Genomic DNA, 21,993 nt, shown 5'->3' with positions numbered 1-21,993 from the left:
GCGTTAAGCGGATACTGTCGGCGATTTGCCTGATTCTGCTTGATGGAAAATAGCCATTGACTTAGAGCGCGCTCAAACCTTTACGGTGATGACATGAATCCAGAACTGACAATTTCAAAGTTGGCCAAGCGCCTTGATTTGAGCGCTCACACGATCCGCTATTACGAGCGCATCGGGCTGTTCGATCCGGTTGGGCGCGGTGGCAATGGCCACCGGGTGTACGCCGAGAAGGATGTGCTGTGGGCCGAGTTTCTGCTCCGGCTGAAGGCGACCGGAATGCCGATCCAGCAAATGCTGCGGTATGCCGAACTGCGCCGTTCAGGCGACTCGACCCTGGCAGAACGCCGCGAACTTCTCGAGCAGCATCGCCGGGACGTGCAAGCGCAGATCAGCCAGTTGAGCCAGTCCCTGGAGGTTCTGGATAACAAGATTCAGATCTACCACCAACTCGAGCAAAAGGAGCATCACCATGATCCGTAAACTTCCCGGCTTCAACCGCTTGCTGTCCGCCACACTGATTGGCGCAAGCGTGACCGGTGTCGCAGCGCCGGTGGAGATGACTGATCGTCGAGAGCGCGGAGAAGCCGCTCTGACGCAGATTACTGGCGGACCTGGTCAGGCAGTGGTTGATTCATTGAAGGATACTGCTCCAGAGCTTGCGGACTGGATTCTGAGTTTTGCCTACGGCGATGTCTTCGCCCGCCCCGGGCTCGATCACTGCACTCGTGAGCTGGCAACCGTTGCGGCATTGACCGCACTGGGCAATGCCCAGCCACAACTGAAAGTGCATATCGGCGGAGCCCTGAACGTCGGGTGCACACCGGAGGCGGTGGTCGATGTGATCTTGCAAATGACCGTATACGCAGGGTTTCCCAGTGCCTTGAACGGTATAACGGCTGCGCGTGAAGTCTTTGCTGCTCGCGGGATCAGTGTTAAGTCTTGAGTGCGCTGGCCGCTGACCTTGCAACAGGACGGTGCAAGGCCAGATTTGATCGACCTGCCTTAGCGCAAATCCTCCGGCTGCATCGTCAGGATAATCTTCCCGACATTCTGCGAGGATTCCATCCGCCGATGGGCATCGGCTGCGCGGGACAACGGAAAGGTGCTGTCCACCACCGGTTCCAGACTCGCAGCGCCAGCGAAGCGTTTCAGCCAGTGGTCGCGAAAGCGCTGGATCATCGCGTGCTTCTCCGGCTGGGTGCGCGACTTCATCACCGTGCCGATGATTTGCAGGTGCCGGTAGAGGATGTGCTCCAGCTCCACGTCGACCTTGCCGCCGCCGCCAAGAATGCCGACCTGCACCAGGCGACCACCGTGGGCCAGCGAGGCGATGTTGCGGGCGAAGTAGGGCGCGCCGATAAAATCAATGATCACATCGACGCCGCGCCCTTGGGTTTTGTCGGCGATGACTGCGGCGAAATCCTCGGTCTTGTAGTCGATGGCCACGTCGGCGCCCAGATGTTCGACGCGCGACAATTTGCTGCCTTCGGTGGTCGCGTACACCGTGGCGCCTGTGGCGTAGGCCAGTTGCACGGCAGCGGAACCAACGCCGCCGGCGGCGGCATGGATCAGCACCGAGTCGCCTGACTTGAGTCGGGCCAGGTGCAGCATCGCTTCGTGGGCGGTGACGAACACTTCGGGAATCGCCGCTGCGTGCACATAGTCGAGCTGTGCCGGAATCGGCATGGCCATGCGGTAGTCGATGCGCGCCAGTTCGGCGTAGGCGCCGCCGCCGACCACGCCCATTACCCGGTCGCCGACGGCGAATCCGCTCACCTCGCTGCCGGTCTCCAGCACTTCCCCGGCAATCTCCAGACCGATGATCAACGAGTCGCCGAAGTTCGCATGGCCGTAGCCGCCGGTTCGGTGGGTCAGGTCGGCACGGTTCACGCCGGCCGCATAGACCCGCACCAGCAGGTCGGTCGGGCGCACTTCAGGGTTGGGCGCTTCGCCAAGTTGCAGCACTTCTGCCGAACCGAATGCTTTCAGGTTGATGGCTTTCATCTCAGCGTTGCTCCGTGTCGGCAAGGGTGGCATTGGCGATGGCCGAGGCAGTGATGGCGCCCGGGAAACCGACGTAAAAGGCCAGGTGAGTGATCGCCGCCGACAACTCTTCATGGCTCACGCCATTGCTGACAGCGCGGCGCAGGTGCGCGGGTAATTCTTCACAGTGGCCGCCGGCAATCAGCGCAGCGACAGTGATCAGACTGCGGTCGCGGGGTGACAAGGCGGGGTCACTCCAGATCTGCGGGTACAGCGTAGAGTCCACGAATTGCGCCAGTTTCGGGGTGAAGGCGCGGGCGGCTTCGCGTGGGCTGCTGAAATCGATAGTCGACATGGAAATCCCCTTAAACCTGGCTGATGAATTTGTTGGTGAGATAGTGCTCGATGCCTTCGATGCCGCCTTCGGAACCGTGGCCGCTTTCCTTCATGCCGCCGAACGGCAGTTCGGTGGCGACGATGCGGTACTGGTTGATGCCGATCATTCCGGCTTCCAGGCCATCGGCGACGTCGATCGCGGTGCGCGCATTGGAAGTGAACGCGTAGGCCGAGAGGCCGTAGGGCAGGCGGTTGGCTTCTTGCAGGCCGTCGCTCAACTCATCGAAAGGCATCAGTATCGCGATGGGGCCAAAGGGTTCTTCGTGCATGATTCGCGCACTCATCGGCACATCGGCCAATACGGTGGGCTGAAAGAAGAAGCCTGCGCCCGGCAACGCTTCGCCACCGGCCAGCACCCGCGCGCCTTTCTCGACGGCGTCGGCGATCAGTTGCTCCATCTTCGCCAGTTGCCGTGGGTTGGCCAGAGGGCCGACCTGGGTTTGCGGATCCATGCCATCGCCGATTTTCAACGCTTGGGTGGCTGCGACGAAGTGCTCGACAAACTCGGCGTAGGCCTCACGCTGGATAAGAAAACGAGTCGAGGAAATGCACACCTGACCGGTGCCGCGAAAGCGATTGGCGACGCCTTCCACAGCAGCCTTTTCGATGTCGGCGTCGGCAAACACCAGCACCGGGCCGTGGCCGCCCAGTTCCAGAGTGATCGGCTTGACGCCTTCGGCAGCGCGGGCCGAGAGCAGCCGACCGATCGGCACCGAACCGGTGAAGGTCACTTTGCGAATGATCGGTGAGGCAATCAAATGGCTGGAAACTTGATCCGGCACACCGAACACCACTTGCAGGACGCCTTTGGGCAAACCGGCATCGTCCAGCGCCCGGGCCAGGGCCAGCGCGGTGGAAGGGCTTTCCTCGCCGGGCTTGAGCACCACACTGCAACCGGCGGCCAGCGCTGCCGAGAGCTTGCGCGCCGGGGTGATGGCCGGGAAATTCCACGGTGTGAACGCTGCCACAGGGCCGATTGCCTGGCGTTTGACCAGTTGCAGTACACCCGGACGATTGGCCGGTACGACACGGCCGTCGATGCGTCGTGCGCTTTCGGCGAACCACTCGAAATATTCCGCCGCACGGGTCACTTCATCGAGGCTTTCGCGCAGTGGCTTGCCTTCTTCCAGCGTCATTTGCGCAGCGATGTGCGGGGCGCGTTCGAGGATCAGGTCGGCGGCGCGCTTGAGGATTTTTGCGCGCTGGTCCGGCACGGTCTGGCGCCATTGGTCGAAGCTCAGTCGGGCCACTTCGAGGGCGTGATCCAGGTCTTCGGCGGTGGCCAGTGGCACCTGGCCGAGTTCCTCGCCGGTTGCCGGGTTGACCACGGCGGCGGTCGCGCGGTCTTGGGCGGTGAGCCATTGACCACCGATGAAGAGATAGAGCGGATCGTAAGGAGTGTTCATGGATGTCGCCTTCATGGTTGAGGATTCATTCGGCGCCTTGTACGCAGCGGTTCAGGCGTCCCGTGGAATCCAGTCTATGGAAGGCGTGCCGTTTGATTTAGCCGGCCACGAGGGAATCATTGTTGTCCCAGAAGGTAATATCGAGCACAGGAGCGAGCGTGTAGGATCCGACGTTATCCGCAGTGAGTGGCAGGTCTACAGGACGATCATGATGGACAAACTTTCAAACATGTCGGTGTACATCAAGGTAGTCGAGATGGGCAGTTTCACTGCCGTGGCCAACCATCTCGACTCCACCGTCGGTAACGTATCGCGTGCGGTCTCGGCGTTGGAAAACGTGCTCGACACTCGGCTGTTGCAGCGCTCGACCCGGCGTCTCTCGGTGACCGATGCGGGCCGGCGGTTTTATGAACGCTGCGTGAAGATTCTCGCTGACCTGGAAAGCGCCGAAGCCGAGGCGAGCAATGCCGCCTTGCAACCACGAGGGACGTTACGGGTGCACTGCGTGCCCGGACTGGCGCGGCAACTGGTGACCGGCGCGGTGCTGGAATATCGCCAGGCGTTTCCCGAAGTGACCGTCGATTTGATGCTCTCCCAACGCATGCCCAATCTGCTTGAGGATCAGTTGGACGTGTCCATTCTGATCGCGCGAACGCTGCCGGATTCGGCGTATGTCAGCCAGAAGATCGGCGTCAGTCACTGTGTACTGGTGGCCTCCCCGGAATACCTGGCGCGGCATGGCGCACCGAAAACGCCGGAGCAGCTTTGCGATCATCAATGCCTGCTGCTCGGTACCGTGGATTACGTGCGCGATGAATGGCAGCTCAAAAGCAAGGCGGGCGATGCGACGTTCATCCCGAGCGGGCCGAGTTTCAGCGTGAACGATATGGACGCAATGGCCGTGGCCATTCGCGAAGGGGCGGGGATTGGTCTGTTGGCAGGCTTCACGGCGATCGACGATTTGCGTACCGGCAGGCTGGTGCGGGTGCTGCCCGATTACCACACCTACGAGCGCAATGTTTACGCGGTCTACACGTCTCGCCAGTTTGTCGATGCGAAGATCACGCGATTCATCGATACCTTGAAAGCCCGGGTCGGCGCGCAGTTGGCGAGCACTGCTCAGGCGCTGATCGATTGAAGCGGTAAAGGCATTTGCGTCTCAGCGAGCCAACTCTGAGACGCAATGGGTGTGCGAGGTATTGGCCCGATCAACCGTTGCTGCAGCCGCTGCCCATGACCTCGTATTGCAGGATGTGCTGTTTGCCTTGGGAATCCTGATAAGTCATGTGCACCGGCACTACGGCGCAGACATCCGGCACGGGATCTTCCGAGATGATTTTGGCGACGTCGAGGTGACTGGCGTAGGTGTATTGCTCGACGGGAGGCGTGGTAGTCGAGTCCTGAGCCATGACCACCGAGCTGAAGCCGAAGAGTGCGAGGACGAGCATTGAGACTTTCATGGGTATTTTCCTTTGCTGAAGTTGAGTGTGCTGCTGGAACAAACTCTATGCGGCGGCTGGCGGGGGAAATAGGCGCGGATTGGGTAAAGACTGTTTACGGTTTGAGCCACAATCGGCATTGGGTGAACGATCGCGCAGGGTTCAGCGCAAACAAAAAAGGCGCCGGTGAGGGCGCCTTTTGTTTGTCTCGGTTTTTTACGGCTCGCCATGCAATCGTCAGCTACGAAAGCGCCGGGCTGATCTCGGCGGATTTCACCGAGTAGCTTGCCACTCGCGCCGAAATCCATTTGCGGCTGTAACCCAGCACATGGTCAGCAGTGGCGGTGGGGAAGTGGATGAAGCCATGCGGACACTCCGGCAGCACGTACATCTCCACCGGCGCCGCGTGCTGCCAGCGCTCGGCGATGAGCCGGGTGTCATCCAGCAGCGGATCGAGGTCGCCGGCAAACAGCAGCGCTGGTGGCAGTCCGCTGAAATCACCATACAGCGGCGACAGCGGTGGCTGGCGTCGTTGTTCGTCGCTGATGTCCGGCGTGAGCAGGCGCAACGCTTCGACCATGCCGGGGCCGTCGAGCACCAGAGTATCGGCTGGCGCACTGCGCACGCTGGGCGTGCCGGTCAGGTCGTAGACGCCGTAATACAGCAGCGCGCCGCAGATCCGTTGTAGCAGTTGCGGCGAAGATTTGAGCGCGAGCAGGGTGGCGGCTGCCAAATGCCCGCCGGCCGATTCACCGACGACGACTACGGGCAATCCGGCAAATTCGCCATCGTTCAAGATGCCGTGAGTGGCGCGCAGACAGTCTTCCAGCAAGCCCTCGATTGGCGTCGACACGGCCAGCCGATAATCAACCGACACCACCGCCACGTCGCAGGTGTTGACGATGGCGATGTTGAAGTTGTCGTTCATCTGCGCATTGCCGATCACCCAGCCGCCACCATGGAAATCCAGCACTACGCCTCTGGCTTTGCCCTTGGGGCGAATGATGCGCACGGGCACCGTGTCGATGATCTTCCGTTCGGCGCTCAGCCCATGCTGGCGCAGCTTGCCGTCGCCGCCGAGCTGACCCGCCCGCAGCAACGCCTGAATCAACCTCGGGGTAAGGCGATTGCGAATCTTGAAACGCGGCATCCAGGCGAGCTTTTTGTTAAACGCGCGAACCTGCGCCAGCTCGCGCTCGTCTTGCGGCCATGGGAAGTCGCTCACAGGCGATTCTTCATCAGGATCGAGCAGTTCAGCGCCAGCGCGACGCACAGCCACGCCAGATACGGGAACAGAATCAGCCCGGTGACCACGTCCAGTTGCAGGGCGAGCACGACCATCACCGCGACCACCACCCACAGCACCGCCAGAATCACCAGCGCCGCCAGCACCTGATGCGCGCCGAAGAACACCGGTGTCCACAGCGTGTTCAGGGCGATTTGCGCGGCCCACAAGGCCAGCACCGTTTGGCTGCCGGGGATCAAGCTCAAGCGATAACCGGCCCAGGCCAGCAGCAGGTAGATGATCGTCCACGCTACCGGAAAGGCCCAGTTGGGCGGGGTGAAAGAGGGTTTGGTCAGCGATTCATACCACGGGCCGGGTTTGAACATCACGCCAGTGGTTGCCGCCGCCGCGCAGGCCAGAAGGAAGATGAAAAAGGTCATTGCCAGTCCTTAGCTGTGATCAGCTGTTATGGAGAGTTAAGAAGAGGACGCTTCGCTGCGCAAAAAGTTTGTTCGCAAACGCAAAATGGCAGTCAGGTTGAACTAAAAGCTGACCGTCGCGTCAGGATAAACACTGCCTTTTCCCACCGACGCGGACGACATCATGTACACCTATCACATCGAATACCGTTTCAACGGCGAGCCTCGTACTTATCTGCTCGAACTCAAGGAAGCGCAACTGGCCGAGCACGACGCGGCGATGCATCTGCTGGAACTGCATCTGGGCGATGCCGAAAACAGCCTGGTCATGCCCACGGCGGATTCGACGCCAGAGCAGATTCTTGAGCAGGCTGAGCGGGTAGGGATTACGGATATCCGGGTGGTAAGCCGGACTAACTGAGGCTCGAATGCGGCGCAGGCGTTGGTAGAATGTGCTCTGAATTCAGGCCATGCGCCGCAATACCAGCACCATCCCCGCGCCCACGAGGCCCATGCAGGCGATCAGCACGGGAAAAGACATCCACCACGGAACGCCGGATGTCATCATGCTGAACTCCGACATGCCACCGATGCCGGCGATCAGGTTCAAGGGAAGGAATACGACATTGATCAGCGTCAGCTTGCGCAGAGCCCGGTTCATGCTGTTGTTGGCAAGATTGCCGTGGGATTCGATGAGGTTGGCGAACACCTTGGCGTGAATTCTGGCCTGCTGAAAGCTTTGTTCGTTTTCCACGATCAGATCGTTCAGCGCAGCCAGTTGACCGTCGCTGAAGCCCTGACGCTGACCGTGGTTGCGCAGCAGCGTCAGCACCGCTCCGTTACTTTGAATCGCGTTGACGTAGTACACGAGGCTTTCGCTCAGGTTGTACATCTGCGCCAATTGCTGATTGTCCATCGCCCGGGTGAATTGCTGCTGAATCTCCCGCGCGATCTGTTTGACCACGCGCAAATGCCCGAGATAGTGATGAACGCTTTCAGCGAGTAACGCCATCAGCACGTCCAGCGGCCCGGTCATTTGCGCATCGTGCTCCAGCCCCGAAAGCAACGAGTTGCTGGCGCAAATGACCACCAGGCGTTTTTCGCTCAGCACCACTCCGAAGGACGAAACGTTGAATGCGCGCCCGTCGAAGCTTTCCGGGCGCTTCCAGATCATAAACAGGTGATCAGGCTTGACCTCGATGCGGGCCACTTCGTCAGGGTCCAGCGACGACTCTATCGCTTGTGGGCCAATGCCCAGGCGTCTGTGCAAATCCAGTTGCTCGGCTGCGTCGGGGGCGACACACAGCCAGACAGTCGCCTGGTCCCCCGATGTCCTGTGCAGGGCGCCGCAATCAATGCAATAGCCTTCAATCATTGCTCACCACGCTTGGCCACGGTGTTTGAGCTCGAGCCTTTGCGTGAACGCTTGCAGCACGCGCCGATAAAGTTCGTCGCCCAGCACCGCGTCTTCGATACCCGCATCGAGGTTGGGGTTGTCGTTCACTTCGATGACCAGGACCCGATCGCCCGCCTGCTTGAGGTCGACGCCGTAGAGGCCGTCGCCGATCAGCCGAGCCGTCTGGACGGCGAGTTGCACGACTGCGGGCGGGGCTTGCTCGACGGGCACCGCCTCGCACATCCCGTTGATCTCGCCGGGCAGCGCCTTGTGGTTGTAAATCTGCCAATGCCCCTTGGACATGAAGTATCTACAGGCATAAAGCGCCTCGCCATTGAGCACGCCGACGCGCCAGTCGTACTCGGTGTAGCAGTACTCCTGCGCCAGCAGCAGCACCGAGTGTTCGAATAACTCCTGCGCGGCAGTGGCCAGCGCTTGCGCATCGGCGACCTTGATCACACCCCGTGAAAAGCAGCCATCGGGGATTTTCAGTACCAACGGGAAACCTAGGCGACGCCCTGCGTTTTCGAGTTCCTGCGGACGATCCTTATAGAGGATTTCCGTTGCCGGCATGCCCAGCCCGCGACGCTTGAGCAGGTCGGCCAGATAGACCTTGTTGGTGCAGCGCAGGATCGACGACGGATCGTCAATCACCACAAGGCCTTCGCTTTCAGCCTTCTTGGCAAACCGATAGGTGTGATCATCCACTCGCGTGGTTTCGCGGATGAACAGCGCGTCGAATTCGGCGAGACGCGCGTAGTCCTTTTTCTCGATCAATTCGACATCGATACCCAGCTGCTCGCCCGCAGCGATGAAGCGCTGCAATGCCTCGGGGTTAGACGGCGGCAGGGCTTCGTCAGGATCATGAAGGATGGCCAGGTCGTAGCGGGCCACACGTTTGGAGGCGGGCTGACGCCACGTTCTGCGATTGAACGCGTCCAGTGCATCAGCGAAAATATGCTGCTGTTCGTCGCGAAGTTTGTGCAGTGCACCGGCTTTGATGCCTGCGATCTGCCAGCTCTCACCACGGCGGAATTCCACCAGCAGGATAGGGCAGGGGAACGCCTCGAACAGTTGACGGCCGATCTCTTGCAGCGGCTCGATCGAGGCCTTGCCGAAGTACAGCGATAGCGTGAAGGCCTCGGTTTCGCCGTACGGGTGGTTGGCCAGCGCCCGCTCCAGGGTGCGTTGCAGATCATTCAGCCCGACCCCATAAAGCGCTTTGCGCGCCAGCTCGCTGACGGTGCGCACCGAGGGAAAAACCTTGTGCCCACGCGCCTCGGCGAGCAATGAGCAGTAATAGCCCTGACCGAGGTATTTGTAATTGCGGCAGAGGTTGATGACCTGGGTGCGATGAGGAAAATCATCGCTGTGTTCAAGGTAATCCTGAGCCAGCATCAGGCTCTCGCTGGGCAGGTAATCAGCCCAGTCATCCTTGCGTTCGACCAGTATGAGCAATCGACTTCCCGAGGGTTTGAGACTGGGAGGTTCCTCGCTCAGGGAGATTGTCGAATGCTCGGTTTTGTCTAATACTTCGTTCACGTTGGCTTGCACCGCTGACATGAGTAATGAATCCCTGTTGAAGAAGACGCCGCTTCAATAAATCACGGGCCTTTCGGTCTGTCCCGGTTCGTTACTCAAACTTTACGGTGCGGTCATGTCTTTTGATTTTCGCTTTGCATCCACGGACGATATCGACGATCTGGTCGAATTGGAGCGGGTGTGTTTTACCCTCGACCGGTTGAATCAGCGCAACTTCAGCTGGATGCTCAGTCGAGCGAACGCCGCGTTGATTGTCGTTACCTCGGGCGCAATCCTCTGCGGTTATGCACTGGTGCTTTTTCACCGAGGCACCTCACTTGGACGCCTGTATTCGATTGCGGTCAGCCCAGCGTGGCGCGGACATGAGCTTGGCCAGCGTCTGCTGGAACAGGCCCAGGCCTGCGCATTGGCGCGCAACTGCGCATGGCTGCGTCTGGAGGTGCGCGCTGACAACAGCGCTGCCATTCGCCTCTACGAAGCCAACGGCTATCAGCGCTTTGCCAGCGTCGAGGACTACTACGAGGACCACTGCGAGGCGTTGCGCTACGAGAAACGCATCCTGCGCGAAACACCTGCCCCCGCCCGGCAAGTGCCGTATTACCAGCAGACCACCGAGTTCACCTGCGGCGCAGCGTGCCTGCTGATGGCCATGTCCGCCATCGATGCGAACCGTGCCATGACCCGAGCGGAGGAAATCCAGTTGTGGCGCGAGGCAACCACCATTTTCATGACGGCGGGGCACGGTGGCTGCAGTCCTCAGGGCCTTGCACTGGCGGCCTGGCGGCGCGGTTTCGATGTGCGCCTTGAGGTCAGTCACGCGGGCTCGCTTTTTCTTCACGGCGTACGCAGCACGGAAAAGAAGTCGATCATGAAACTGGTCGAGGATGGGTTTGCCCAGGAACTGGCTGCCACGCAAGTCGAGCAGGTTCTGGGTGATTATCTGCAGATCGGCGCTGCGTTGGCGGCCGGATACAAACCGCTGGTGCTGATCAGTAGCTACCGATTCACCCGCTTGAAAGCGCCGCATTGGGTCATCATTACCGGGTGCGACGAGGACTTCGTCTACTTGCACGATCCTGATGTCGACCACAGCAAACTCAAGCGTGGCCTGGACTGCCAACACTTGCCGGTCAGTCACCAGGAATTTCTGCGCATGACGGTGTTTGGCGTGCAGCGGGTTCGCGCTGCCGTGATGCTGCGCTCCCGTTGAGGAACGGTGGCTAGGCGCCGAGCACTTCCTCGCCGATACAGTAGCGATCCCTGCCTTTCTGCTTCGCGGCATAAAGCAGTTTGTCAGCCGACTCGATAAGAGTGGCGGGGCTCACTTCTTGTTCGGCCGGTTTGCCAACCGCAATACCTGCGCTGGCGGTGACGTGACCCAGCGGATGGGCTTTGTGCTCCATCCGCAAGGATCGAATGGCCTCAAGAATTTCCTGCGCCACAAGCGCCGCCCCGCGAATATCGGTGTTGGGCAGCAGCACTGAAAACTCCTCGCCACCATAACGCACGGCAAGATCACCCGGTCGCTTTACTGCTTGCGCAATCGCCTGGCCGACGGCGCTCAGGCAATCGTCACCCGCCGCGTGCCCGTAGCTGTCGTTGTAGAGCTTGAAGTGATCGACATCGATCATGATCAGTGAGATCGACGAACCCTGGCGTCTGGCCAGGCGAATTTCGTCAATCAAGGCAGTGTCCAGTCGGCGACGGTTGGCCAGCCCGGTCAGGCTGTCGGTCAAGGCCATGTCCTTCATGGCCTGATGTGCACGCCGCAAGTCCTTTTCCATCACCATCCGTTGACGCAGTTGCCTCAAGACGATCAATCCGAAGATCGTGAACGCGGTAATCACCGACATCAACACGAAACCGGTTTTGATAAGGTCCCAGCGCCACGGCGCAATGATCGATTCGCGGGAAAGGCCGGTTTCGACCACCAACGGATAGGTGCTCAAAGCTCTGTAACCGTAAAGACGCTGGGTGCCGTCGACGACGGCTCGGACCTCGGCGATCCCTTGACTGGAAAAGGGCAGGTAGTTCTTGAACACCTCACTGTCGGCGAGGCTCTGACCGATTACTGAAGCGATGAAGGGGCGTCGCACGAGAATGGTGCCGTTGCGCAGCGCCAGCACCAGGGCACCCTTGTCGTCGATCTTGAAATCGCCGTAATAGTCGACGAAATAACTGACCTTGATCGTCCCCAGCAGCACGCCGGCGAAGGAGCCGTCCGGGTTATTCAAGCGGCGGGAAATGGGAATGATCAGGTCGTCGGTGGATTTGCTTTTGACGACATCACCGATACGCACGTTTCGATCAGTGTTGGCGCGGTGATATTGGAAGTAGTCGCGGTCGGCGTTGTTCGCAGGGTCCGGGATCATTTCCTTGTCGGTGACGATCCATTTGCCGTCCGGGCCGTAGATAAACAGTCCATGCAACTGCGGCATCAATTTGGCCTGCTGCACCAGCAAGTTGTGGATGCGCGGCACGTCAATGTTTTGCAAGCCATCACCTTCGACGCGCTCGCCCAGGGCGGCGGTCAGCACATCGACTTGGCGGATGGCGTCTTCGGCATGTTGCGCGGTTGCCCGCGCGAGGTTGGTGACCGAATCACGCGCCGACGAGAAGGCCGCATGATAGTCACGCCAGGTTCGCCATCCTTCCACGCCGAGAAACGCCAGAATGACCGTCAGCATGAAGATGACTGTCAGGCGGAAAGCGGCGATCTCGCTGGCAGCTTTGATGGGAGCGGTTTGTGCGGCGTCATGCCCCTTGGTTTTGGGCATCTTACGACCGAGCATTTGAAGGTCCTTATGCTTGTCATCTCTCATCTCTTGAAAGATGACCATCCTTTTCCACCTGGAATTCAATTTACTGCCTTGGCCAGGCGGTCGCGATTGAATCGTTCCAAGCCGTGCCGGGTCAACATCTGTAATTGAAGCGCGCCTTGAGGTGAGACTTGTGAGCGAAATCATCACCGCCGGTGACTTGAACATCGACCTGCACAATGCCAACGAAACCGGCCTGTTCAAATGGCTGCTGGCGAGTTTTCTGATGGGCAAAAGGATTCAGGGCGCCATCGCCGCCAAGGCGTATCAGGTCATAGTAGAGCAGCATCACAACGACACCCCGCAAAAGCTCGCGCAGTGCACACACCGTCAATTGGTGTCGATGCTGGGGCAGGCGCGTTACGTTCGTTACGATGAAAGCACGGCGTCGCGACTGCTCGCGCTGGCCAACAAGCTCAACAGCGAGTACGCCGGTAAAGTGAGTAACATCGTGGCGGCGAGCGCGGACCGTAAGGCGCTGGAGAAGCGCCTGTCCGAGTTCGAGGGGATAGGGCCGAAGACCGTTGAGATCTTCATGAGGGAAGCGGCGCCGGTGCTGTTTTGAATGCCCGATAGCGAAACCAGGCTCACATCGCAAAGAAGGTTCCCGCCAGTTCGCTCATCAGGATCAGCGTTCCGCCGGCGAATATCGCACAGCCCAGCAGAAACTGGAGTCCCGGGGCGACGCTCAGGCTTGAGGGGAAACTCAGGTTTTTATGAGTTCTCATGTCGCGCTCCTGTTACCGATGAAAACTTTCAGCCCCGTCGATGGAACGGTTGCGCTGCGCCAATACGCGCTTGGCCACCACCGGCATGGTGGGCAAGGCGTCGTCGACGGCTGGATGTTCGTCTGCTGGCGGGACGGCAGTCTCCTCAGCGAAATTATTCGGCAGCAGGGTGCCCAGGCCAAATACATTCACCGCCATGCTGACTTTCAATCCTCGACAGGCCTGTTTGCAGTCCAGCTCAAAACCGGCGTACGCGTGCTCCATCAAACGTTGAAAATGTTCAGAGGTCAGCGCCAGGACTTTGCTGTTTTTCATGTTGATCACCTTGAGCAAGTGGCGACCCCGATCCGGGGCCGCCGGACGGGGTTCAGACATCTTTGCCTTGCACGTAACCGGAGCCCAGATCAGCACCGGTCACCGGCTCGCTGAGCGGGTCAGACGCCGTGCGAATCTTCATGGCTTCCAGGACCTCTGCGTCGTCAGCAGGGAGGCTGACCGTCGCCAGACCGTCACCGCCGTCAACTGCCGGCTCTGGAGTTTCCACATATTCCCACGCGCCGCCCTCGTTCCACGGACCACGAACGTTGGGCTCGCCAGACATGTTGAAGTACTTGTTGGTGAACTCCGGCATGCCCGGCAGTTTGCCCTGCGGGAAGTTCGGCTGGATCGAATGCAGGGCTTTTTCGAAGGACTGTTGATGGGCGATTTCCCGCGTCATCAAGAAGCCCAGCGCCTCTTTGACGCCCGGATCTTCGGTGATGTTGATCAAGCGTTCGTAGAGAATTTTCGCCCGCGCTTCGGCTGCGATATTGGAGCGGAAGTCAGCGGTCGGCTCGGTGATCGAGTCAACGTAGGCCGCCGTCCACGGCACACCAGCCGAATTGACCAGAGGCGCGCCGGCACCATAAAGCAGGCTGGTGATGTGCGAGTCATTGCCGGCGCCATTCAGCGCGCGATACAGCTCACCTTCCTCCTGAACGCCTTCGGCGAGTTGCCCTTTGGCGCCTTTGTTGAGCATGACGATGATCGAGCCGACGACCTCCAGGTGACTCAACTCTTCGGTGGCGATGTCCAGCAGAAGGTCTTTGCGCCCCGGATCTTCTTCAGCCAAGGCTTGGGTGAAATAGCGCGCTGCCGCGGCCAGTTCGCCATTGGCGCCCCCGAATTGTTCCAGCAGCAGATTAGCCAGACCCGGATTGGGCTCGGCAACACGAACGGTGTACTGAAGTCGCTTGTTATGTATGAACATTCAAATTTTCCTCAGACCAGGCTATCGCGCCTCGACCCTTGTGGGCGTTGGCGCATGCATAGTTGTGAGGAGGGCGCGCAGCAGAAATTTCGTTTTTTGCCGAGTGGCAGGACGGGCGGCAGAGCGGGGAAAGTTCCGCAAACAGGACGGTTGGCTTAGCCACGTTCCTCGACCAATGTGGGAGCGAGCCTGCTCGCGAATGCGGTACGTCAGTCACCGATTTGGCGGCTGATCCAGCGCTTTCGCGAGCAGGCTCGCTCCCACCTTGGTTCGTTTGCAATCAAGCGATTTTAAGCGCCCTCAGCACAGGCAGCGTCTGCTCGGCGAACACCTGCGCCTGTGCGGTCAGCGCGGCGATATTGGCTTCAGCGGTGAGCAGCGGTTGGCCATTGTCGACCAGTACTTCACCTTGTTCGCTGATCACCCCCCACGCCAGTTGCGCCCATTCGGCCGGCTGCTGTTTGCCTTGCTTGATCGATATCAGGAACAGCTGCTGGAAGCGGCTGACCGTCACCCCACCACCCGTGACCGGGCTGGCCAGGGTCTGGATGTTGGCGCCGTACAGCGAGCGTTTGCACAGTTGCAGATTGAGCGCGGCGCAGCGACCGCTGACCTGCGACTCGGCGGCCTCGCTCTGGCACGGAGCGACCGCGCCCATACCGATCAGCACGGCCAGGGCTTGTTCAAGGTCGTCGTAAGCCATTGCAGTCTCGGAGAGCAATTGGCGCATCGATTTTGCCGCATAGTTCTGCGCCGCCAAGGCATCGAGCACCGGGCCGTAGATTTCCGGTTGCAGGGTCGCTTCGCCGGCAGGACCGGTGACCGAATCCGCGACAGTTTCCCAGGGTTGCAGCAACGCGAAACGGCTGTGCAGCATCCTCGCCCGGCGTTCGGCAGCGGACAGGCGCGTCGCGCCACGCACGTACAGATCGCGGCGGAAGTGCTGGTTGACGAAATAGTCCCGCGCTTGCTCGCGCATGATCGGGTGTTCAATGGTTTCCAGAAAGTCCATGCCTTCGGCGCTCAGGTTGAGCGGGTCGACCGAGTCCAGCGGCACTGCCGTGGTGGCGTAGTCGAGTTTGGCCGGGGCCAGCGCGTCGACCATGTCGGCGAAGTACATGCAGTTCCAGTCGCGGTTGAAATATTCGTGGGCGACGTAGTGACGATCCTGGCCCTTGATGCTCTGCAGCCGCGCGCCGAGGCTCGGCGCCGCCGCGGCATACTTCGGATTGGCCGCGAGCAGCGCTTCGGAAAACTCCAGCGCGGCGTCGATGCGCTGATCGGAGCGCGCCGAGGCGTTGGCGAAGCGGTCATGCAGGCTGAACAGATTGCGCAGCGGCGCCGATGGCGACCAGCCGGGGAAGCAGTTGTAGCTGACGTAGAGCATGCCGCCCGGTTTCAGGTGACGGCGGGCGAATTCGACGATCAGCTTCTGATTGTCGCGGCTGACCCAGGTCCAGATGCCATGCAGGCTGATGCTGTCGAACTGCGGCAGATCATTGCGCGCCAGCAGCTGTTCGAAACTGTCGTCGTACAGACGGGCGCCATTGTTGGCGGCAGTCGCGAGGTCGATGGCATGGGCCGCCATACCCGGGTGAAAGTCCGTACCGACAAACGAGCCCGGGTTGGCGGTGGCGTGGATGTTGATCGACACGCCCTGACCGAAGCCCAGTTCGCAGTGCACGCCGTCGTTGCTTTCCAGCGTGGCGAACCCGCGCAACAACAGGCAGTAACGCAGGAACACCGGATTGATCTCCCGGCTATAGCTGTAGGTGTAGCCTTCGTCGGTGAAATAACCTTCGTTCCAGGCGTTGCTCATGGGTACAGCCTCTTGTTCTTGAAAGTGATGGCAGTCTTATAAGGGGTTGGCATTGCGCGCGACAAATTGAAAAAACGGATACTTCCCCAAACCCTGTGGGAGCGAGCCTGCTCGCGAAAGCTTTTTTTCAGTTTGAATATAATCGGCTGACACGCCGCTTTCATGAGCAGGCTCGCTGCCACAGGGATCTTCAACACATTCAAGCAGGATTGATGGACCGATCACGCACCCCACGGCCCATTTGCGCAGGCATTTTGTCGCCAGCCGAAACTGTCATATTCCCTCTCACTCGCCTGCCCATAGTGACCAGCCCAACGCTGATTCCATGAGGCTGCACTGTGTTCCAACGTCTTCTGTGTTCGCTGTCCGTTCTGAGCCTTTCCATCGCCGCTGCCCACGCGGCCGAGCCTGTCACCCTCGACACGCCGCGCTTGTCCGGCATCGACAACTTTCGCGACATCGCCGGCATCGCCACCGCGTACTCCACCGCCCACGACGGCGTTATGCGCAACGGCGTGTTCTACCGCTCCAATGCGCTGACGCCGTCGGCGGCGGATCTGGCGACACTCAATGGCCTCGGCATCAAAGCCATTTACGACTTGCGCACGCCCAGCGAAATTGCCGCCACGCCCGACACGATGATCACGGGCGCGGCCTACCGCAATATCGATATCATCGGCAGCACCACCTCGGGTGCGGACATCACCAATATCTCGTTCCACAGCGCCGCCGAGGCCGTGGCGATGATGGAGGACACCAACCGCGCTTTCGTCAGCGATGCCGGCATGCGTGGGCAGTTCGGCCAGTTGTTCAATGAGCTGGCCAGTGTCGACGCCGCGCAGCTGTTCCACTGCACCGCCGGCAAGGACCGCACCGGCTGGACCGCCGCCGTGTTGCAGAGCATCGCTGGCGTCGATGAGGCGACGATCATGGCCAATTATCTGGCGACCAACGACTACACCGCCGCCCGTGTCGCCGCGACCTTGAAAGCGCTGCCGCCGAGCATGGCCGCTGTCTACGAGCCGCTGCTCGGCGTGCAGGCCAGTTACTTGCAGGCCGGTCTCGACCAGGTCGCCGCCGAGTACGGCAGCATGGACAACTACCTCAAGCAGGGCCTCGGTCTGTCCCAGGAAACCATTTACGTGCTGCGCGGCAAACTGGTCGAGTACAACAGCTTGCCGGGGCAGGCCGGGCTGGTCGGCAACGCCGCCGCTGGTGCCGAATTGCTGCGGCAGTTGCAGAACTCCGAGCTGTCCGGCACCTACAGCGCCTACAACTACTACCTGCAATCGGCGATCGACGCCGGCAGCCTGGGCGGTGTCGAATCTCAAGTTGGCGGTCAGGTTCACGCCGATGCGGCCAGCTACCTGCTGCGGCAGAACGCGATGATCGAACAAGCCGCCGCACCGTTCGCCAGCGGCAGCGATTTGAAGGTCGGCCAATACCGCCTCTGGAGCACCGCGCTCGCCAGCTACCTCGGCACCGACGGCTCGGCCCATGCCGAGAGCAGCAACGAACACAGCCAGGGCCTGATGCTCGGCATCACCCAGCGCTTCAGCGAACAACTCAGCGCGCGCGGCGGCTTTGGCTACAGCAAGGGCAGCGTGGGCGGCGCGGGTGGCGAGGCCGATACTGACTTCACCTTCCTCAACCTCGGTGTGCGTTACGGCCTCACCAGCCTTGAGCGGGGCATGTTTATCGATGCCAACGCCAGCGCCGGTTACGTCGACTACGACAGCAAACGCGAGCTCGGTGGTGGTCTCGGCACTGCCAAGGGCGACACTCACGGCAATCTCACTGGCGCGACCGTGGCGTTGGGTTATCGCCTGCCGCTGAGCAGCGTGATTGTCGAACCGAGCCTGGGCTTTCGCGTCAGTCATCTCGACTTGCAAGGTTTCAAAGAGAAGGGCAGTGAGCTGGCGCTCGACGTCGATGGCATCGAGCAGACCCGCCGCAGCGCGGTAGCCAATCTCGACGTGTCATTTGCCCCAGTGGCCATGGGTGCGTGGCAGTTGGTCCCGGGTGTTCGCGTGGGCTATGAACGTGCGCTCGGCGATCAGCAAGTCGACAGTGAAGGCCACCTGCTGGGGCTGGATATCGAGCAGCGCGCGGCGTTCGACAATCGAGACCAGTTCAGCGGCGGCGTTAATCTGATGGCCAACCTCGGCGCCCTGAGTGTAGGCGCTGAGGTCGGCGCCAACGGTGGCGGTGACAGCCACGGTTTCAATGGCGGACTGAAGGCCAGTTACGCGTTTTGAACACAGCGAGCCCGGCAAATTGCCGGGCTCTTGCGCTCAAGCATGCTGCGCACGCGAAGGTTGCTGTGTGCGTGCCGGCTGCGCGCTGGGTTCGGGCAGGGAGGCGACATGCACGGTGCGCGCCGGGAAGGCGAACGTCGCGTCCAGCTCGGCCACCGCTTCCATGATTGCCAGATTGATGCGTTGCTGCACGTCCATGTAGACGTTGTAGCTGGCGTCCAGAACGATATACACCGTCTCGAATTCCAGCGCGCTCTCACCAAAACTGCGGAAATGGCAACGGTCGAAGCGTGCCTGTTTTTCGTTCTTGATGATGCTTTCAACGCGTTGAGTGATCTGGCGGATCTGTTCGCTGGTGCACTCGTAAGTCAGACGAAACTCGAACACCACTCGACGTTCCTGCAAGCGTTTGTAGTTCTGAATGGTGCTGCCGATCATGTCGGCGTTGGCCATGACAATCTGCTCACCGCCGAGACTGCGGATGCGCGTGGTCTTCAGGCCGACGTGCTCGACCGTACCGGCCAGCGTGCCGACGACGATGAAATCGCCCACCTCAAACGGCTTGTCGACGGCAATCGACAGCGAGGCGAACACGTCGCCGAGAATGTTCTGCACCGCCAGCGCCACCGCGATACCGCCGACACCCAGGCTGGCGACGAACGCAGTGATGTTGACGCCCAGATTCGACAGCATCGCCAGCAGAATCACCGCCCACAGCAATACCTTGACGCCCCACAGGCTCAAGGTCGCCAGGGCGCTCGCCTGAAAAGTGCCGGTCGCGTTATGCCGCGAGAAATACCGATGCAACCCCAGCGCCAGCGCGCGGTTGGTCCACAGGCCGACCTGCAACGCCGCCACCACGAACCATAAACTGCTGACCCGCCCGAGCCAGCGTTCCGGCAAATCCAGCAAACCGATGCCGACCAGAATCGATGCCAACAGCAGCAACGTGGTGCTGGTCGCCGCCAGCACTTCGCTGGCCATGTACGTCAGATGCCCATTGCCGGCGCTGGCCCGCGCCTGCACCTTGCGGAACACGAAACGGATCGCCGTGGTGGTCAGCAGATAACTGAGTGTCGCGGCGAGGAACGCCAGCACCCAGTTCGCCAGTGAAATTCCTAAAATCGTGTGAGCCGTGAAAAAGCCGATGAAATCCTCGGTCATGGAAACCCCCTTTTCGCCAAGTGGCCTGTCTGGGGTTAGTCGCCCTGAGATTCCTGCTGTTCAATCAAATGCAGGTTTCGCCGGACCGAATGGTCAACGCCTGGCCTTCAACTCCGCTGGGCTTACGCCGTAAGCGCTTTGAAAATACTGACAAAAGCGCCCGACATTGCTGAAGCCGAAACGCAACGCCACCTCCGTCACAGAGCTTGCATGCCCGCGCACCAACGCCTCATAGGCGCGCTGCAAACGCACCTGCCGCTGATAAGCGACGATCGACATCCCGACAAAACGCCGAAAACCTTCCTGCAACGCGCGCTGGCTGACATGGCTCAACCGCGCCAGATCCACGCCACTGACCAACTGCTGCGGATGCGCCTGAATAAACTCCATCGCCACCTTCACATGTCGCGGCGCCACACACGGCGCCGGGCCTCGTAAAGCCTCAGTGAAATTGTGCGGCCACGCCTCCAGCACCGCATCGATCAACATCTCGCGCAACCGTGACGGCATCAACGTGCCGCTGTTGATCAAGGCATCGAACTCAGTGCCCGTGGCCAGATCGATCAACGCCTTGAGGCCCTGAAATGCCGGGGTATTCAGATCCACGCTTGGCTCAAACACGATCTTCTGCACGACCGGTTTCTCCAGCAGCGCCGACAACCGCTCGGTGAGTTGCTGACGATTGATCGAAATCCCGTGGTGCGCGTGATCATCAACAAAGCGCATCGAACGGATATCCGCCTTGTCGATCGCCAGACCGATGCGCGCCATGCCAATGGATTCAGTGACGTGGTTGAAAACGATCTTGCCGGCGGTGGGAATGACGAAAGTGATTTCGTTCTGCGGATCGGGGAGGGCGACGCTGAAGTCGCCGTGGTAATGCATACGCCGAAAACTCACCCCGTCGTGCCGCCCGTAGACCCCGCCGATGATGATGTTGGAAGGTGGCGGCGGAGTATCGGCGTAGCGGTTGCCGAAGAGCCTGGAGAACAGGGCGCCGAAGTCGGAAGAGGTGAGGTTGTCGGAGCGCAGGATGATCTTTTGGCGGGGTGGGGATGCAGTTGCGATGGGCGGCATTTTGGAATGCGGGCTCTTGAGGCGATGGCAGAGACTGGTAGAGCCTAGGGAACAGGCGTGACGGTTCAGTGACAGGACTGGAACCATGGACTGCTTTCAGGCAAAAGCAGACAGCCAATACTTGCACTTGTATATTCTCGGCAGACGGATCACCACGACCGAACAGACTCGGGAACGTACGCATTCATGGATAGGAAAAAAGGCCAACCAGACAGCACTGACTGGGTCATCCGCAGTGTTCAACCAGGAGGAATCGAGCGTATTGAAGCGTGGTTCGGCAGCCACGGCTACGATCCTCATCGACATGACACCTACTCCATCGGCCGCACGTTGGCGGGCGTCCAGAGCTTTCACTATGTAGGCTCGTTGCGCCACGGTATCCCCGGCAATACGCTCGTGCTTCATCCAGACGAACTTCACGATGGTATGGCCGGGACTGATGCAGGCTTTCGTTATCGGATGGCTTACATTGATCCGGCAATGATTCAAAACATCCTGGGTGGCGAGCCCTTGCCTTTTATCACGGGGGGGCTTTCAAACGACCCACGGCTGTTCCATGCCAGTGAAACATTTGTGCAAGCAGTGGATCATCCGCTGGAAGCATTGGAGCAACAGGACGCGCTGTATGACTTGGCAATGGCGTTGCGTGCCGTCGCGGGCAAGCCGCGCGGGCGCAAGCGCCTGGATTACCGCGCAGCCGAGCTTGCCAGAGCGTTCATCCTGGAACACTTGGATTCATGCATCACGCTGGAGATGCTCGAGTGTGCCAGCGGGCGCGAACGCTGGAGCCTGTCACGCGACTTCAGAACGCTTTACGGTACGAGTCCTTACCGATTTGTCACCCTGCGCCGCCTGGACCGGTTCCGCTCATTGGTGGTTGAAGGTTTCACCCTGGTCGATGCAGCGCTCGTCGCGGGGTTTCACGATCAAAGTCATATGACGCGACATTTCACCCGCTGCTACGGCATCCCGCCCATGCGCTGGCTGGAACGATTGCGCGCCGCACGCTGAGTTGCAGGATCGTACAAGAGACCCTGTTCCCTGCTCGATAGGCTGGCGACTTCAACCACAGA

The 21,993-nt window shown here is 60.2% G+C and carries 23 protein-coding genes; 8 read left to right on the top strand and 15 right to left on the bottom strand.

Translation table 11 applies throughout. The features are described from left to right. Nucleotides 1-93: 93 nt before the first annotated feature. Together KVG85_RS09210 and KVG85_RS09205 are read left to right on the top strand one after the other, a co-directional pair. Nucleotides 94-480, top strand: a complete 387-nt coding sequence (locus KVG85_RS09210; RefSeq protein WP_016774345.1) for a MerR family transcriptional regulator — start codon at nucleotides 94-96, stop codon at nucleotides 478-480. 70 nt (nucleotides 481-550) lie between these two features. Further along, nucleotides 551-943, top strand: a complete 393-nt coding sequence (locus KVG85_RS09205) for a carboxymuconolactone decarboxylase family protein (RefSeq protein ID WP_371857522.1) — start codon at nucleotides 551-553, stop codon at nucleotides 941-943. 59 nt (nucleotides 944-1,002) lie between these two features. Here the strand turns inward: KVG85_RS09205 and KVG85_RS09200 are convergent, their stop codons facing one another. From KVG85_RS09200 to KVG85_RS09190, 3 genes are read right to left on the bottom strand one after another with little or no spacing between them, the layout of a single operon-like run. Continuing rightward, the gene (locus tag KVG85_RS09200) at nucleotides 1,003-2,004 is read right to left on the bottom strand and encodes an NAD(P)H-quinone oxidoreductase (RefSeq protein WP_217863648.1); all 1,002 of its coding nucleotides are present in this window, start codon (nucleotides 2,002-2,004) and stop codon (nucleotides 1,003-1,005) included. A 1-nt stretch (nucleotide 2,005) separates the two neighbouring features. After that, complete coding sequence (locus tag KVG85_RS09195; RefSeq protein WP_024012615.1) at nucleotides 2,006-2,338, bottom strand: carboxymuconolactone decarboxylase family protein; 333 nt, start codon at nucleotides 2,336-2,338, stop codon at nucleotides 2,006-2,008. A gap of 10 nt (nucleotides 2,339-2,348) precedes the next feature. Then, nucleotides 2,349-3,785, bottom strand: coding sequence for an NAD-dependent succinate-semialdehyde dehydrogenase (locus KVG85_RS09190; RefSeq protein WP_217863647.1), 1,437 nt, complete (start codon nucleotides 3,783-3,785; stop codon nucleotides 2,349-2,351). Nucleotides 3,786-3,996: 211 nt separating this feature from the next. On the opposite strand from KVG85_RS09190, the gene KVG85_RS09185 reads away from it, so the two are divergent. After that, on the top strand, nucleotides 3,997-4,923 hold the full coding sequence (locus KVG85_RS09185; RefSeq protein WP_122506987.1) for a LysR family transcriptional regulator: 927 nt from the start codon (nucleotides 3,997-3,999) through the stop codon (nucleotides 4,921-4,923). Nucleotides 4,924-4,993: 70 nt separating this feature from the next. Here the strand turns inward: KVG85_RS09185 and KVG85_RS09180 are convergent, their stop codons facing one another. The 3 genes from KVG85_RS09180 to tspO form a co-directional block, all read right to left on the bottom strand. Beyond that, on the bottom strand, nucleotides 4,994-5,245 hold the full coding sequence (locus KVG85_RS09180; protein ID WP_039758903.1) for a DUF2790 domain-containing protein: 252 nt from the start codon (nucleotides 5,243-5,245) through the stop codon (nucleotides 4,994-4,996). Nucleotides 5,246-5,465: 220 nt separating this feature from the next. After that, a complete protein-coding gene (locus tag KVG85_RS09175) occupies nucleotides 5,466-6,374 on the bottom strand; it encodes an alpha/beta hydrolase fold domain-containing protein (protein ID WP_225926781.1) in 909 nt (302 codons plus the stop codon). A 71-nt stretch (nucleotides 6,375-6,445) separates the two neighbouring features. Then, nucleotides 6,446-6,889, bottom strand: a complete 444-nt coding sequence (gene tspO, locus KVG85_RS09170) for a tryptophan-rich sensory protein TspO (RefSeq protein WP_039758892.1) — start codon at nucleotides 6,887-6,889, stop codon at nucleotides 6,446-6,448. 163 nt (nucleotides 6,890-7,052) lie between these two features. Here tspO and KVG85_RS09165 point away from each other — a divergent pair, with 163 nt between their 5' ends. After that, a complete protein-coding gene (locus KVG85_RS09165; RefSeq protein ID WP_185757840.1) occupies nucleotides 7,053-7,289 on the top strand; it encodes a DUF6555 family protein in 237 nt (78 codons plus the stop codon). Between the two features lie 42 nt (nucleotides 7,290-7,331). On the opposite strand, the gene KVG85_RS09160 is transcribed toward KVG85_RS09165, so the two are convergent. After that, nucleotides 7,332-8,243: a magnesium transporter CorA family protein gene (locus KVG85_RS09160; RefSeq protein WP_217863645.1), complete on the bottom strand. Its 912-nt coding sequence runs from the start codon at nucleotides 8,241-8,243 to the stop codon at nucleotides 7,332-7,334. A 3-nt stretch (nucleotides 8,244-8,246) separates the two neighbouring features. Further along, the gene (locus KVG85_RS09155; RefSeq protein ID WP_217863644.1) at nucleotides 8,247-9,827 is read right to left on the bottom strand and encodes a RimK family ATP-grasp domain-containing protein; all 1,581 of its coding nucleotides are present in this window, start codon (nucleotides 9,825-9,827) and stop codon (nucleotides 8,247-8,249) included. A gap of 94 nt (nucleotides 9,828-9,921) precedes the next feature. Between KVG85_RS09155 and KVG85_RS09150 the strand changes: the two genes are divergently transcribed. Further along, nucleotides 9,922-11,016, top strand: coding sequence for a GNAT family N-acetyltransferase/peptidase C39 family protein (locus KVG85_RS09150; protein WP_217863643.1), 1,095 nt, complete (start codon nucleotides 9,922-9,924; stop codon nucleotides 11,014-11,016). Between the two features lie 10 nt (nucleotides 11,017-11,026). Here KVG85_RS09150 and KVG85_RS09145 read toward each other — a convergent pair whose 3' ends face one another. Beyond that, entirely contained in the window at nucleotides 11,027-12,598 is a 1,572-nt protein-coding gene (locus tag KVG85_RS09145) for a sensor domain-containing diguanylate cyclase (RefSeq protein WP_217864961.1), read from the bottom strand. Nucleotides 12,599-12,758: 160 nt separating this feature from the next. Between KVG85_RS09145 and KVG85_RS09140 the strand changes: the two genes are divergently transcribed. Continuing rightward, nucleotides 12,759-13,190 carry an HhH-GDP family DNA glycosylase gene (locus KVG85_RS09140; protein WP_217863642.1) on the top strand — a complete coding sequence of 144 codons (432 nt, stop codon included), beginning with the start codon at nucleotides 12,759-12,761 and terminating at the stop codon, nucleotides 13,188-13,190. A gap of 22 nt (nucleotides 13,191-13,212) precedes the next feature. On the opposite strand, the gene KVG85_RS09135 is transcribed toward KVG85_RS09140, so the two are convergent. From KVG85_RS09135 to KVG85_RS09120, 4 genes are all read right to left on the bottom strand, one after another. After that, complete coding sequence (locus KVG85_RS09135) at nucleotides 13,213-13,353, bottom strand: hypothetical protein (protein ID WP_217863641.1); 141 nt, start codon at nucleotides 13,351-13,353, stop codon at nucleotides 13,213-13,215. A 12-nt stretch (nucleotides 13,354-13,365) separates the two neighbouring features. Then, nucleotides 13,366-13,728 carry a hypothetical protein gene (locus KVG85_RS09130; RefSeq protein WP_217863640.1) on the bottom strand — a complete coding sequence of 121 codons (363 nt, stop codon included), beginning with the start codon at nucleotides 13,726-13,728 and terminating at the stop codon, nucleotides 13,366-13,368. After that, nucleotides 13,721-14,602 (bottom strand): manganese catalase family protein, encoded by an 882-nt coding sequence (locus tag KVG85_RS09125; protein ID WP_217863639.1) that lies wholly within the window; start codon nucleotides 14,600-14,602, stop codon nucleotides 13,721-13,723. The genes KVG85_RS09130 and KVG85_RS09125 overlap by 8 nt, the downstream gene beginning before the upstream one ends. Nucleotides 14,603-14,882: 280 nt before the next feature. Then, nucleotides 14,883-16,421, bottom strand: a complete 1,539-nt coding sequence (locus KVG85_RS09120) for a methyltransferase regulatory domain-containing protein (protein ID WP_217863638.1) — start codon at nucleotides 16,419-16,421, stop codon at nucleotides 14,883-14,885. A 338-nt stretch (nucleotides 16,422-16,759) separates the two neighbouring features. On the opposite strand from KVG85_RS09120, the gene KVG85_RS09115 reads away from it, so the two are divergent. Continuing rightward, a complete protein-coding gene (locus KVG85_RS09115) occupies nucleotides 16,760-18,679 on the top strand; it encodes a tyrosine-protein phosphatase (protein ID WP_217863637.1) in 1,920 nt (639 codons plus the stop codon). 36 nt (nucleotides 18,680-18,715) lie between these two features. Here the strand turns inward: KVG85_RS09115 and KVG85_RS09110 are convergent, their stop codons facing one another. Both KVG85_RS09110 and KVG85_RS09105 read right to left on the bottom strand, forming a co-directional pair. Then, nucleotides 18,716-19,843, bottom strand: coding sequence for a mechanosensitive ion channel family protein (locus KVG85_RS09110; RefSeq protein ID WP_016774365.1), 1,128 nt, complete (start codon nucleotides 19,841-19,843; stop codon nucleotides 18,716-18,718). Between the two features lie 93 nt (nucleotides 19,844-19,936). Further along, nucleotides 19,937-20,920: a helix-turn-helix transcriptional regulator gene (locus KVG85_RS09105; protein ID WP_217863636.1), complete on the bottom strand. Its 984-nt coding sequence runs from the start codon at nucleotides 20,918-20,920 to the stop codon at nucleotides 19,937-19,939. Between the two features lie 186 nt (nucleotides 20,921-21,106). Between KVG85_RS09105 and KVG85_RS09100 the strand changes: the two genes are divergently transcribed. Then, nucleotides 21,107-21,931, top strand: a complete 825-nt coding sequence (locus tag KVG85_RS09100; protein WP_217863635.1) for an AraC family transcriptional regulator — start codon at nucleotides 21,107-21,109, stop codon at nucleotides 21,929-21,931. Nucleotides 21,932-21,993 lie beyond the last annotated feature (62 nt).

Source organism: Pseudomonas triticicola, from assembly GCF_019145375.1.
Classification (GTDB): Bacteria; Pseudomonadota; Gammaproteobacteria; order Pseudomonadales; family Pseudomonadaceae; genus Aquipseudomonas; species Aquipseudomonas triticicola.
Note: the sequence above shows the minus strand (reverse complement) of the source record. Positions and strands in the feature narration are given on the sequence as shown.

Excerpts from the sequence above, each read along its gene's own strand:
- KVG85_RS09210 (WP_016774345.1), top strand. The coding sequence starts at position 94 with ATGAATCCAGAACTGACAATTTCAAAGTTGGCCAAGCGCCTTGATTTG.
- KVG85_RS09195 (WP_024012615.1), bottom strand. The coding sequence starts at position 2,338 with ATGTCGACTATCGATTTCAGCAGCCCACGCGAAGCCGCCCGCGCCTTC.
- KVG85_RS09185 (WP_122506987.1), top strand. The coding sequence starts at position 3,997 with ATGGACAAACTTTCAAACATGTCGGTGTACATCAAGGTAGTCGAGATG.
- KVG85_RS09145 (WP_217864961.1), bottom strand. The coding sequence starts at position 12,598 with ATGCTCGGTCGTAAGATGCCCAAAACCAAGGGGCATGACGCCGCACAA.
- KVG85_RS09125 (WP_217863639.1), bottom strand. The coding sequence starts at position 14,602 with ATGTTCATACATAACAAGCGACTTCAGTACACCGTTCGTGTTGCCGAG.
- KVG85_RS09110 (WP_016774365.1), bottom strand. The coding sequence starts at position 19,843 with ATGACCGAGGATTTCATCGGCTTTTTCACGGCTCACACGATTTTAGGA.
- KVG85_RS09190 (WP_217863647.1), bottom strand. The coding sequence starts at position 3,785 with ATGAACACTCCTTACGATCCGCTCTATCTCTTCATCGGTGGTCAATGG.
- KVG85_RS09160 (WP_217863645.1), bottom strand. The coding sequence starts at position 8,243 with ATGATTGAAGGCTATTGCATTGATTGCGGCGCCCTGCACAGGACATCG.
- tspO (WP_039758892.1), bottom strand. The coding sequence starts at position 6,889 with ATGACCTTTTTCATCTTCCTTCTGGCCTGCGCGGCGGCGGCAACCACT.
- KVG85_RS09175 (WP_225926781.1), bottom strand. The coding sequence starts at position 6,374 with ATGCCGCGTTTCAAGATTCGCAATCGCCTTACCCCGAGGTTGATTCAG.
- KVG85_RS09105 (WP_217863636.1), bottom strand. The coding sequence starts at position 20,920 with ATGCCGCCCATCGCAACTGCATCCCCACCCCGCCAAAAGATCATCCTG.
- KVG85_RS09150 (WP_217863643.1), top strand. The coding sequence starts at position 9,922 with ATGTCTTTTGATTTTCGCTTTGCATCCACGGACGATATCGACGATCTG.
- KVG85_RS09135 (WP_217863641.1), bottom strand. The coding sequence starts at position 13,353 with ATGAGAACTCATAAAAACCTGAGTTTCCCCTCAAGCCTGAGCGTCGCC.
- KVG85_RS09130 (WP_217863640.1), bottom strand. The coding sequence starts at position 13,728 with ATGTCTGAACCCCGTCCGGCGGCCCCGGATCGGGGTCGCCACTTGCTC.
- KVG85_RS09100 (WP_217863635.1), top strand. The coding sequence starts at position 21,107 with ATGGATAGGAAAAAAGGCCAACCAGACAGCACTGACTGGGTCATCCGC.
- KVG85_RS09200 (WP_217863648.1), bottom strand. The coding sequence starts at position 2,004 with ATGAAAGCCATCAACCTGAAAGCATTCGGTTCGGCAGAAGTGCTGCAA.
- KVG85_RS09165 (WP_185757840.1), top strand. The coding sequence starts at position 7,053 with ATGTACACCTATCACATCGAATACCGTTTCAACGGCGAGCCTCGTACT.
- KVG85_RS09120 (WP_217863638.1), bottom strand. The coding sequence starts at position 16,421 with ATGAGCAACGCCTGGAACGAAGGTTATTTCACCGACGAAGGCTACACC.
- KVG85_RS09155 (WP_217863644.1), bottom strand. The coding sequence starts at position 9,827 with ATGTCAGCGGTGCAAGCCAACGTGAACGAAGTATTAGACAAAACCGAG.
- KVG85_RS09180 (WP_039758903.1), bottom strand. The coding sequence starts at position 5,245 with ATGAAAGTCTCAATGCTCGTCCTCGCACTCTTCGGCTTCAGCTCGGTG.